The 11951-nt window shown below is 62.9% G+C and carries 9 protein-coding genes and 2 pseudogenes; 7 read left to right on the top strand and 4 right to left on the bottom strand.

What is annotated here, in order from left to right; translation table 11 throughout:
• Both CRT23_RS26360 and CRT23_RS26355 read left to right on the top strand, forming a co-directional pair.
• Window positions 1-188: pseudogene (locus CRT23_RS26360) on the top strand (IS66 family transposase); the annotation flags it as partial.
• Between the two features lie 508 nt (window positions 189-696).
• The gene (locus tag CRT23_RS26355) at window positions 697-2142 is read left to right on the top strand and encodes a phospholipase D-like domain-containing protein (RefSeq protein ID WP_245436612.1); all 1446 of its coding nucleotides are present in this window, start codon (window positions 697-699) and stop codon (window positions 2140-2142) included.
• On the opposite strand, the gene CRT23_RS26350 is transcribed toward CRT23_RS26355, so the two are convergent.
• The 3 genes from CRT23_RS26350 to CRT23_RS26340 form a co-directional block, all read right to left on the bottom strand.
• Window positions 2033-2932: an endonuclease/exonuclease/phosphatase family protein gene (locus CRT23_RS26350; RefSeq protein ID WP_245436611.1), complete on the bottom strand. Its 900-nt coding sequence runs from the start codon at window positions 2930-2932 to the stop codon at window positions 2033-2035. The genes CRT23_RS26355 and CRT23_RS26350 overlap by 110 nt on opposite strands.
• On the bottom strand, window positions 2929-3855 hold the full coding sequence (locus CRT23_RS26345; protein ID WP_103712477.1) for a histone deacetylase family protein: 927 nt from the start codon (window positions 3853-3855) through the stop codon (window positions 2929-2931). The genes CRT23_RS26350 and CRT23_RS26345 overlap by 4 nt, the downstream gene beginning before the upstream one ends.
• A gap of 97 nt (window positions 3856-3952) precedes the next feature.
• On the bottom strand, window positions 3953-4501 hold the full coding sequence (locus CRT23_RS26340) for a cupin domain-containing protein (RefSeq protein ID WP_103712476.1): 549 nt from the start codon (window positions 4499-4501) through the stop codon (window positions 3953-3955).
• 180 nt (window positions 4502-4681) lie between these two features.
• Here CRT23_RS26340 and CRT23_RS26335 point away from each other — a divergent pair, with 180 nt between their 5' ends.
• The 4 genes and pseudogenes from CRT23_RS26335 to CRT23_RS28195 all read left to right on the top strand — a co-directional run bounded on the left by CRT23_RS26335 (window position 4682) and on the right by CRT23_RS28195 (window position 8617).
• Window positions 4682-6019, top strand: a complete 1338-nt coding sequence (locus CRT23_RS26335; protein ID WP_103712475.1) for an aspartate aminotransferase family protein — start codon at window positions 4682-4684, stop codon at window positions 6017-6019.
• 33 nt (window positions 6020-6052) lie between these two features.
• Complete coding sequence (locus tag CRT23_RS26330; RefSeq protein ID WP_103712474.1) at window positions 6053-7552, top strand: CoA-acylating methylmalonate-semialdehyde dehydrogenase; 1500 nt, start codon at window positions 6053-6055, stop codon at window positions 7550-7552.
• 393 nt (window positions 7553-7945) lie between these two features.
• Window positions 7946-8311, top strand: a pseudogene (locus tag CRT23_RS26325) (IS66 family transposase zinc-finger binding domain-containing protein); the annotation flags it as partial.
• Between the two features lie 99 nt (window positions 8312-8410).
• Entirely contained in the window at window positions 8411-8617 is a 207-nt protein-coding gene (locus CRT23_RS28195; RefSeq protein ID WP_146056534.1) for a hypothetical protein, read from the top strand.
• A 1872-nt stretch (window positions 8618-10489) separates the two neighbouring features.
• Here CRT23_RS28195 and CRT23_RS26315 read toward each other — a convergent pair.
• The gene (locus CRT23_RS26315) at window positions 10490-11242 is read right to left on the bottom strand and encodes a Crp/Fnr family transcriptional regulator (RefSeq protein WP_103712473.1); all 753 of its coding nucleotides are present in this window, start codon (window positions 11240-11242) and stop codon (window positions 10490-10492) included.
• Window positions 11243-11576: 334 nt separating this feature from the next.
• Here CRT23_RS26315 and CRT23_RS28190 point away from each other — a divergent pair, with 334 nt between their 5' ends.
• Window positions 11577-11873, top strand: a complete 297-nt coding sequence (locus CRT23_RS28190) for a hypothetical protein (protein WP_146056533.1) — start codon at window positions 11577-11579, stop codon at window positions 11871-11873.
• Window positions 11874-11951: the final 78 nt, after the last annotated feature.

The following is an 11951-nucleotide window of genomic DNA, read 5'->3' as shown; positions in this document are numbered from 1 at the left end:
CGGTCGAGCCGACCAATAACGGCTCTGAGCGGCTGCTGCGCCCGGCCGTGATCCAGCGGAAGATGACCAACGGCTACCGCGCAATGTGGGCTGCTGAGGGCGAGGCCGATATCCGCACCGTCGTCGATACCGCGCGCCTCACCAGCGCCAGCCCGTTCGGCACCATCCTCAAGACCGTCAGCGCCTAAACTCTGCCATTACGGGCCTGAGTAATTACCCATCGTGGTCTCGAAAACGCAGTGGATGGTGGACGTCAGCCTCGCACTATTCGCCCGCTTCGCCGGGAACAGCAGGATCAGCGACCACCTATCTATGCTCGCCTAAAACCCTCCTTCGCGCAGCTGAGATGTCTATACGGCGACCAGCAAGCCGCGCTCTTTGTTCGAATCTGCAAAGACAATCTATTTTGCGTTTCATGACTCACTGATGTATAAAAAGCCTAAGGTGGACAATCTAAAATATATTGGTAGATCATAGCGATCTATAGATTGACTTGCATGCCCTGTCTCAATCAAATCAAGCATGTTTCGTGTATGATCTTGATCGGCCCGGATCGCTCCCGAATTATGCCGAGCTTTTCGCGTTGGCGGGTCAGCACATGCACACAGCTCTCGCGATCTACATCGATTTTTTAAACTTGTTGCTTCGATCAACTTTTCATGTATGCCCCGGGTAAATCGCGGAACGGTAGCGACGTTGGAACAGGCATTGCTTTCGTGGATCAGCGCTCTGACGTCGATCCGAACCGAAGTCTTCTGGGCTCTCGGCGCGACTCTTTCAGGCCTCGTCAGCATCCACGTCCTCCTGCGCAAGCGCGAGGTCGGGGCGGCTATCGGCTGGATCGGCTTAGTCTGGCTGGCACCCCTATTTGGAAGCTCGCTCTACGCCCTATTCGGCGTAAACCGGGTTACCCGTCGAGCGCAGAAACTTCGCATCAAGCCGTCCCAGGCGAGCCCGCAGCGCGAGGAGAACGAGGCGCCCGCGCCCGTCCTGCCGGAGCGGTTCCAGCCCCTGGACCAAGCGGTCCGACGCATCACAGCCCTTCCCCTTCAAGCGGGCAATCGGATCGCGCCTCTGCGGAACGGCGATGCAGTCTATCCTGCGATGCTGGAGGCCATCGGCAAGGCCCGGCACTCAATTGCCCTGTCGAGCTACATCTTCCGCAAGGATGAGATCGGATGCGCCTTCCTTGACGCGCTGGAGGCGGCCCATCTCCGCGGCGTCGCCGTCCGAGTCCTCGTGGACGGCATCGGCAGCGGCTACTTCTTCGCCTCGGTGTATGGCGGCCTGCGGCGCCGTGGCGTGCCGGTCGGCCGCTTCATGCACTCGGTCCTGCCGTGGCGGATGCCGTTTTTGAATCTACGCACCCACAAGAAGCTGCTGATCATTGACGGAACGCTCGCCTTCACGGGCGGCATCAACATCGCCGATGAGAATCGAGTGGCGACCCATCCGTCGGAGCCGGTGCGCGACGTGCATTTCCGCATCGAGGGACCGGTCGTGACCCAGCTTACAGCGGCCTTCGCCAGCGACTGGGCCTTCGTCATGGACCAGGAGTTGGAAGGTCCAGCCTGGTTTCCGCCCCTCGCCCCTCGCGGCGAGACACAGGCTCGCACCGTCTCCTCCGGTCCGGATGCGGATCTGCGTAAGATCGAGCTCGTAGTGCTCGAGGCGATCACTTGCGCCCGGACCAGCATCCGCCTGATGACACCTTACTTCCTGCCGAGCGAGGTGCTGGTGAGCGCTCTGTCGCTGGCGGCCCTGCGCGGCCTGACAGTGGACGTCATCATTCCGATGGAGAGCGACCACGCCGTGGTCGACTGGGCAACCCGGGCCCATGTGGACCCGCTTCTACGCAGCGACGTCCGGATCTGGCTCGACGACCCACCTTTCGACCACGCCAAGCTCCTCGTGATCGACGATGCCTGGTGCTTCATCGGCAGCGCCAATTGGGACACTCGCAGCTTTCGCCTGAATTTCGAGTTGAACGTAGAGGTCTATGATTCTGGGCTTGCCCGACACCTCGACGCGTTCATGGAGGAGAAGATGAGCGTCCGGCTGACGCACGAATATTTGTCCCAGCGCGGTCTCCCCCTCCGGCTACGCGACGCAGGCGTCCGATTACTCCTGCCATACCTTTGATGAGCTCCAGCCCCGCCGTGTCCTTCAGGACGGTTTCGTGGGTGGGAGCCAGGTGTACGATGATCGGCCGGTGATCCGAGGCGCCGCGCGGCAGCACGCTGCGGCCGTGGCAAGTCAGCCCGCGCACGAGGCAGCGGTCGAGCCGCAGGGGCAACACCCGCGCCATTGCGTGGGTCGGCAGGCGCGGGCCCACGTCGCGGAACCCCGGCAGAAGGGTTGGTCCCACGAGGTTGTAGTCGCCGATGACGGCGGCCCGGTCCGGCAGGCTCTGCTCGATGCAGCGTAACTGCCGCCGATTGAGCATCTGCCCGTGCGAGAGGTGGACGTTGGCGACGCCGAATTCGCCGAGATCGATCACCTGGCTCACTCGGTCAAACATTGCGCCCGCGGGAAGCTCGATCGCCTTCGGGGGCGTCGTGAAGGGCGTCTGGCTCCAGACCGCGAGGCCGTGTATGCGTCCAGGCATCTGTGCCCAGGCGTAGTGGCCGCCGACCTTCGCTTGCAGAGCCTCGATATCTTTGGTCGCCTCCTGCATCAGCACGAGGTCGGGCCGCTCGCGCTCGATCAGCGTCGCAATGCTGGCGACATTCGCGCCGACCCGCCGCAGGAGATTCCAGCTGACGATCTTGCAAAATCCGGACCGGTTTTGGCCCGGGCGCCCGTGGGAGTTCCGAGGGGCACGGACAGTTAGGCGCGCGAGGCGGCGATCGTTCAGCATTGTCACATAGGTGGGGCACGCATGCCCGGTGGAAAGACCGGGCTGGACGCAGACAAGGGCTTTTCGCTTCACGCCTCCATGAGCACGGCGACGTGCGCCGCAGTGGACTCAGCGAGGCCCTTCAGGTCGTAGCCTCCCTCAAGCAGCGAGACGATGCGCCCGTCGCAGGTCTGCGCCGCGATCTCCATCACCTGGCGAGTGGCCCAGGCGAAGTCCTCCGCCTCCAGCATCAGGTTAGCCAAGGGATCGCGCCAATGGGCATCGAAGCCTGCCGAGATGATAATCAGGTCGGGCCGGAAATCCCTCAGGCGCGGCAGGATGCGCGCAGTAAATGCTTCGCGAAAGCGCTCTCCATCGGCGCCGGGCTTCAGGGGCGCATTGACGATTGTGTCGTGATCACCGGATTCCGAGACTGCGCCGGTGCCAGGATAGAGCGGCATCTGGTGAGTGGAGCAGAACAGCACCGAGGGATCGGCCCAGAAGATGTCCTGGCTGCCGTTGCCGTGGTGCACGTCCCAATCGACGATGGCAACGCGGTCGACGCCATGAACCGTCCGGGCATGGCGGGCGGCCACCGCCGCGTTATTGAACAGACAGAAGCCCATAGCACGGGTCCGTTCGGCATGGTGCCCGGGCGGCCGCATGGCGGAGAAGGCGTTCCGGGCCTGCCCCGTCATCACAGCTTCGACTCCTTGGACCGCGGCACCGACACCGCGCAGCACGCAGTCGATGGTGCCGGGTGACAGCACCGTATCGGAATCTACGTGGACCAAGCCCTCAGTGGGTGCCGCCGCCACCATCGCCCGCACCCACTCCTCAGGATGTGCCAGCGCCACGGTCTCCAGGCTGGCGGGCTCCGGGGCCCGGCGGTCGAGGGCCGCGAAGACCTCCGTTCCCAGTGCTTCCTTGACCGCCTGCATCCGCTCCGGTCGTTCCGGATGCCCGTGCGGCGTCCGGTGTCCGAGGGCGGCATCATGGCTGAAGAGAATGGTCATGCGGCGCTCCCGAGCCTGCGTCTCAACGTGGTATACCAGATAGACCCCAGGAGGCCAGCATCGTGATGCACGGAGGCCGACGCGCGAGGGACCTGCCTTAGAAGGTCGGCGGGGTGCAGGCGCTGACCACCTCGCAGGCCACTGGGCCGACGCAGCGGAAACGGTGCGGGCGGCGGCTCTCGAAGAAATAGGCGTCGCCGGGCCCAAGGATGCGGCGTTCGGCATCCACCGTCACCTCCAGACGGCCCGATAGGACGATGCCGCCCTCCTCGCCCTCGTGGACCAGGGGCACCCGGCCGGTATCGGCGCCGGGCTCGTAGCGCTCCTTCAGGAGTTGCAGGCCGCGCCCGAACAGGTTGTCGCCCACCTGCCGGTAGGAGATCGATCCCTTGCCGATCTCCGTAAGTTCGTCGGCCTGGTAGAACGCCTTGCGCGGGGACTCCGCCTCCATGGCGAAAAACTCGGACAGGCCGATGGGAATGCCGTCGAGGATGCGCTTCAGGGCACCGACAGACGGGTTCACACCGTTCGATTCGATGAGCGAGATCGTCGAGTTCGGCACGCCGGTGCGCTTGGCGAGCGCCCTCTGCGACAGGCCGTGCAGGGTGCGGATGGTGCGCAGCCGCGCGCCGAGATCGATGCTCATCGAAACCCTTGGGGTCGCCCCTCGGGCGGAGCGCCCTGTTAGGGATGTTCAGGATTCACCGACATTGCTCCCGGCGGCCCCGTCTTTTCAAGGAGATCGCGCGGGAAAGAAAAGGACTTGTTCGTTCCGCGCAATCGGCGCTTTCTCCGGGTCCGTAGACGTCCCCACGGGAGGATCGCCATGGATCATCACCACGCCGCCAATGCCCCCGGGCTCGACGCCTACTGGATGCCGTTCACGGCCAACCGGCAGTTCAAGGCGGCGCCCCGCCTGCTCGCCTCGGCCCGAGGCATGCACTACACGGCCACGGACGGACGCAGCGTCCTCGACGGCACCGCCGGCCTCTGGTGCGTGAATGCGGGGCATGGCCGCCAGGCCATTGCCTCAGCCGTCGAGCGCCAGCTCACCACACTCGATTTCGCACCCTCGTTCCAAATGGGCCATCCGGCGGCCTTCGACTTCGCTGAGCGCCTCGCCACCATCGCGCCGGGTGGTCCGGAGGCCGGCCTCGACCGGGTGTTCTTCACCGGCTCCGGCTCCGAATCCGTGGACACGGCCTTAAAGATCGCGCTCGCTTATCAGCGTGCCATTGGGCAGGGCGCGCGCACTAGACTGATCGGGCGCGAGCGCGGCTATCACGGCGTTGGCTTCGGCGGTATCTCCGTGGGAGGCCTCGTCAACAACCGTCGCGTCTTCCCGTTGCTCCCGGGCGTCGACCACCTGCGCCACACCCATGACCCCGAGCGCAACGCCTTCTCAAGGGGCCTGCCCGCCCACGGAGCCGAGCTCGCCGACGACCTCGAGCGCCTGGTCGCCCTGCACGGGGCCGAGACCATCGCGGCCTGCATCGTCGAGCCAGTGGCCGGCTCCACTGGCGTCCTGCTGCCGCCGACGGGCTACCTCGAACGCCTGCGCGCGATCTGTGACCGGCACGGAATCCTGCTGATCTTCGACGAGGTCATCACTGGGTTCGGCCGCCTCGGCACACCCTTCGCTACCGACTATTTCGGCGTGGTTCCAGACCTCGTCACCACCGCCAAGGGCCTCACCAACGGCACCCTGCCGATGGGCGCAGTTTTTTGCGCGCGGCGCGTCCACGATGCGCTCATGTACGGCCCCGAGGCGGTGATCGAGCTGTTCCACGGCTACACCTATTCGGGTCACCCGGTGGCTTGCGCGGCAGGCCTCGCCACCCTCGACATCTACGCCCAGGAGGGCCTCCTCACCCGCGGGGCGGAACTAGCCGAGGACTGGACGGGCGCCATCCACGACCTGCGGAACGCGCAGCACGTCATTGACATCCGCACCATCGGCCTCGTCGCCGGCATCGAGCTGGCGCCGCGACCGGGTGCGCCCGGCGCACGGGCCTATGACGTCTTCGTAGACTGCTTCGAACGCGGCCTGCTTATTCGGGTCACCGGCGACATCATCGCCCTGTCGCCGCCGCTCATCGTCGAGCGTGACCAGATCGACACCATGGCGTCGATCCTCGGCGACGCCATCGCCCGCGCCGCCTAAGCTTTCTTCGCCTCTCGTCCGTTAGGATCCCCGATGCCCACCGTGATTTCTCACTTCATCGGCGGCCGGCTTGCCGCCAGCACCGGCCCGCGCACCGCCCCCGTCTTCAACCCGGCCACCGGCGAGGAGACCGGGCGGGTCGCCCTGGCCAGCGCGGCGGACGTCGACACCGCGGTGGCCGCCGCCAAGGCGGTCGCCCGCGACTGGGCGCTGACGCCCCCCTTGCGGCGTGCCCGCATCCTCAACGCCTTCCTGCGCATCGCCGAGGGGCGCACCGACGAGCTCGCCGCCCTGATCACCGCCGAGCACGGCAAGGTACTCTCGGACGCCAAGGGCGAGATCCAGCGCGGGCTCGAGGTGGTGGAGTTCGCTACCGGCATTCCCCAGCTCCTCAAGGGCGAGGTCACCGAGAACGTCGGCACCCGCGTTGACAGCCATTCCCTGCGCCAGCCCCTCGGCGTGGTTGCGGGCATCACGCCGTTCAACTTCCCCGTCATGGTGCCGATGTGGATGTTCCCGGTGGCGCTGGCCTGCGGCAACTGCTTCGTGCTGAAGCCCTCCGAGCGCGACCCCTCGCCCGCGCTGCTGGTGGCGGCCTGGCTCAAGGAGGCCGGCCTGCCCGACGGCGTGTTCAGCGTGGTCCACGGCGACAAGGAGGCGGTCGACGCCCTGCTGCACCACCCCGACATCTCCGCGGTGAGCTTCGTCGGCTCGACCCCGATCGCCCGATACATCTATGCCACCGCCACCGCTCAGGGTAAACGCGCCCAATGCCTGGGCGGCGCCAAGAACCACATGATCGTCATGCCGGACGCCGACATGGACCAGGCGGTGGATGCGCTGATGGGCGCGGCCTACGGCTCGGCGGGTGAACGCTGCATGGCGATTTCGGTGGCCGTGCCCGTGGGCGAGAAGACCGCCGACGCCCTAGTGGCCAAGCTCATCCCGAAGGTGCGGGCGCTGAAGGTTGGGCCGGGCACCGACCCCGATTCGGAGATGGGCCCCCTCGTGACGCGGGGCCACCGCGACAAGGTCAGCGACTACATCGATGCCGGCGTGGCGGAAGGGGCCGATCTCCTCGTGGACGGGCGCGGCCTGAGATTGCAGGGCTACGAGGGCGGCTACTTCCTCGGCGGGACCCTGTTCGACCGGGTCACGCCGGAGATGTCGATCTACCGAGAGGAGATCTTCGGCCCCGTCCTAGCGATCACCCGGGCTCCGGACTACGCTACGGCCGCGCGCCTGATCAACGAGCACGAGTTCGGCAACGGCACGGCGATCTTCACCCGCGACGGGGATGCCGCGCGCGAGTTCGCGCACGGGATCGAGGTCGGCATGGTGGGCATCAACGTGCCAATCCCGGTGCCGATGGCGTTCCACTCCTTCGGCGGCTGGAAGGCTTCGCTGTTCGGCGACCACCACATGCACGGCCCCGAGGGCGTGCGCTTCTACACCCGCCTCAAGACCATCACCACCCGCTGGCCCACCGGCATTCGCGCCGGCGCGGATTTCGTCATGCCTACTATGGAGTAGCGGCATCGCGGCTTGGAATGCGTGCGCAGCTACGCCGTAGTGTCAAGCCGCTTCAAGATCGCCGCTCGCCTGGTCGCATTAACCAACATGAAGTCAGGCGCATTGTCCCCACCGCGTATGCGCACCCCGGATTAATAGAAAGTCTAAATACAGGCCCTACAGCGAACCTACCCCGACCGACTACTCGGTCATGGGTATCTTGGCGCACAGACGAATGACTGTATCCGCTACGGCACAACGACCTTGTTTGGCGCCTTCGACGTTCTCGAAGGGACGGCCTGCAATTAATTACCCCCCCTTGCGCGGGTCGGATTTCGCTGAGTCCTTCGTGGGATGTGCTGAAGCGATCCTGAGCGGCTGAGCCGCGAGGAGCTGATCGAGTTGCTGCTGCGGATGCAGCGCCCGGAGAAGGCCTCGCGCACGTCTTCGAAGCCGCCCGCGACGGATCGCAAGGTGCGGCGCGAGCAGGTCAAACCCGGCGGGGCGAAGCCTTGCCACGATGGCCACAGCCGAGTGATGAGCAAGGATCCCGATGCCGTCATCGCGCATCGCCTAGATCGCTGCGCGTGCTGCGGCGGCGAACTGCACGGAGACCTTCCTGCCGAGGTCGTTAGTCTCTCCGAAAGGATCGAGCCGCCGGAAGTCGTACCGGTCGTCACCCACCACCAACAGCTGGCGGCGCAGTGCCCGACTTGCGGCGCGCGCGTGATCGCACCGGTTCCGGAGGCGGCGCGCGGCACGCCCTTTGGCCCGCGTATTGAGTTGTGTGATCAGCGTAAGCAGTTCTGAGTAAGATCGGGGCACTCACGAAGCGCGGGTGTAGATGAGGCAGGGGCCACGGCGGCGCAGGCAAGTGGGATGATGCTATCAAACCACCGTTCATGGACGCCGCCGCAAGTACGTCCCCAGCGTCATCCTGTTTTTGGATCCATCGAGCAGATCCTGCACAGAGCGTTTCCGCTGCTCGACGATGAGCCACAAAGCCGATTATCGGAGGTGCTCGCCGCCCTCCTGGGCGTCATCGAGCATGAGGGCGATGCACAGCAGGATGCTGCTCACGTCTGAGCCGGGCAGAGCACCACCGGAGCGGCGGGTCCAATCTCAGGAATGACCGCACCGAGCTTAAGCTTACATTGCACGCAATCTATTTTTGTTTTGCCGCAGCGAAAACTAGATATGCTGCTGCAATGCGAAATAATGATTCCAAGAGGTTGCACGGGGCAGCTGACTTCGCCGATTTCGCTGCCACCGAGTTGGCAGTTGCAGCGGCAACTCTGGAGGTGCGGGGCGACGAAGTCATAGCTTCCGCTCTGCGCGTGCAAGCTCGAACGCACCGTGCGCAAGCTATCCAGCTGCGGGCAAGAGCGGGCAGCGAGGCTGCCTTATGTACCGCCTGTCCAGGTCCGCACGAGGAATAGCTGTTCCTCTACCTCTCTGCACGCCTGTAAGAAGCGGCGGTGAGCGGACGCAGGAGGCAGTGGCACCAACCATACGTGCGGGGGCGGTGGTGTATGGCCAATGCCTCCTGCCTCGGCTCATGGTTGAGGTGCGCAGGACAGGCTGCGCGGTGAATTATTCTGGAGTGTTTCGGCGATAGAAATGCGCATCAGCAGGGCTCTTGATGCGCTTATCTACCGCCCGTCGATGTTGGGCTCTCGGGGGTCTGAAATCCTCTGCCACAATAGGGGCGTCAAGGCACTCCCAGGCGGCATTAAGCGACCTAAAGGCATGCCCGCTTTTAGTGAAAGGCTTCGGCCGCTGCGCAGGAGGTAGATCCTCGATGAGCTCAACACGCCATCCTCGGACGTCCCCAGCGATGGGAAGTTCCGCACGACGCTGCCGATGATCTTTCCGCGCAGCAGGAGGTCATAGCTACCAGCTGAGAGGCGATGGAGTGTGTAGGGCATCAAGCACCCATGTTCAGATCGGATGAATGACTTTCATCCAGACAACGCCTGAGCTGGGCTTCACGTTGTGAGGGATCATGGCGCCATGCGCCTGATCCGCGCCGTCTGTCACTGTGGCTCAACAGTCAAAGCCGACTCTGCTGTGGCATAACACGATGAGACGTCAGTTGTAAGGAAAGCGACCGTAACCCTGACGCTCAAACCCGCAAGAAAAGGCTGCTTAGAATTTAACAGCTCAGGGCGCGGACCGTAGCGCGTTTGGGCTGATACGATATCGTTCGCGTAAGCGGGGTTACGGGACAGGTAGACGCTCGGCTGTCGTAATGACGTGAGGCTCAAGAACTAATCGTAGCGAGCTTATGTCTTGTATTACGCCACGTCCGCCTAGATTTTCTTGTAAAAAGGTTGAGTCTCGCCGCTTACGGCAAATGATATAATCTTGTGAGCCATACCTAAAGCCATAGGCTTGACAAGCGGTGTCATCAGCCCGCAGCTTAGCTTCGATCGGATGTGTAGTAGTCTGACACCCGCCCAACACTGATGCGCATATAGCAAGACTAAATTTGTTAAGCTTCATTACGTATTCCATTCTATTAAATACACCAGCTACATGTTATGAGTAGGAAAATCTACTATGCCATGACGAGGACGTATGCTGAGAGCGCCAGCGAAGATGCGTTGCAAGCTTAGCTTGCCAAATCTGGTAGCGACGCGCTACAAATTTTAGAGATGGCAGTAGATCTGCTGGGTTCAATATCTTGTTGGTACCCTGACTAGATCTGCATTCTGCACCAAGTAAAACGAAGGCCTGCTCCGTAGTGGTTACCATGGATAGCCAAAAAACAGGGTGATGGATGGCTACGCCAGCATTCCGATGGAAATTTGGCTATGTGTAAAACTCCAATCGAGCTATCTCTTCCTGCAAGTGAAACGACCGTAAACCTGATGCTCAAACCCGTCCGGAAAGGCTGCTTGGAATTCAATAGGCACAGTTCTCTATTCAGCACAGCTTAGCTGAAGCGACGAAGGTTCACGTGGCAGCTTGGTCCCCGCGATGTAGATAATCGGCCTTGAACTCGGCGAAGGCTTGCAGGCGAGACGGCCTGCCGATCGTCAACTGCCCCCTCCGAAACTCGATCAGGCCCTGCTGCCGCAGTTCCTGCAACGACCGGTTCACGTGTACGTCTGACATCCCCATGGTGTCAGCTAAATCCGCCTGAGTGAGCGGTAAGGCGTAGCTGATCTCAGTGGCCCGGCCGACCGCCTGAAGACGCACGAGAAGCTCGCAAAAGAGGTGTGCGAGGCGTTCCGTCGCGTAGCGACGCCCGAGGTTCACCAGCCACTCGCGTAAGGTTGCCTCATCCACCAGCCCGCTGATGCGCAGCGCACGCGCGACTTGCGGGTGCTGTTGCAGGATCTCCGTCATTGTCTCAGGCGCGACGCGAACCACCCGGCAGATGGACAAGGTCGTGATGGAGTGATCCATCTTGTTCAGGAGCGCATCATCGAGGCCGCACAGGTCGCCCGGCAGCAGGTAGGCCATGATCTGGCGCTGTCCCTTCGCGCGATGCTTCTGGCGGCAGGCCATGCCCTCCATGATCAGGAACACGCCATCGGGCTTGGCGCCTTGGCGCACGAGGTCGGTCCGGGGAGAGACGAGGCGCGTCTCCGCACTGATCCGCTCTAGCAGCGCCCGATCCGCATCTGACAAGGTGGTGAAGCCTTCGAGCTTGCGCACGAGCGGGTTGGGCAAGCTCGTGGCTGAAGGCTCAACCTGTGACATGCAAGGCTCCGATCCGGCGAGCCTTCCGCTGTTCTGCTGTGGCTAGGCTGCGTAAGCCGCACTCTAGCTAATGATTGAAATCAGTACACTCAGGACGAGTACCTAGATATTTGCATATTGCTTAAGTAGAATTGTAGTCCAAATGCTATATTACTGAGTGTAGGAATAACGACTGTTTTCCCGGCAAGACTGCAGGCAGCTTCTGTATGCCCTGGAGGTAGCCTGAAGCTCCGCGTGCGTCTTGGCTAAATCCATGGTGAGCGCTCAAACGGTGCAGGCACCAGGAATTAAGACATCCTCCCCATGATCGGCTGGCTATCCGGGGCGACCTTTCATGAGCATGCGATTTTCGTCAGCGAGCGCGTTGAGCAATGCCAAGTCGCAAGGAATAGGCGAAAATCTCCTCGTGCTTCTCGTGCGCTTGATCCGCCACCCGGGCTATTCTAGGGATGCCATCGTCAGCGAGCAACTGAAGCGCTGCTTTCCGAAGTCTCCAGAGTTTGGGCTTTCAGCGGAGGAGACATTGCGCCGTCGATTTGCCCAGTCGGGTATCGACGCCAAGACACTCATCTACCTAACGGACAGCGCTGTTGCAGAGCTTCACATGGCTCACGAACGATCCGTCGGATGATACTTCGCCTGGATCGGCCTAGGTGTTCAGTCCCGAAGTGAGATGGGTCGGATCGTATCTGAAGCGGCTTGGATCGTC

Origin of the sequence: Methylobacterium sp. V23 (assembly GCF_002917135.1) — a bacterium.
Lineage (GTDB): Bacteria > Pseudomonadota > Alphaproteobacteria > Rhizobiales > Beijerinckiaceae > Methylobacterium.
This window is presented reverse-complemented; position numbering and strand designations above follow the sequence as displayed.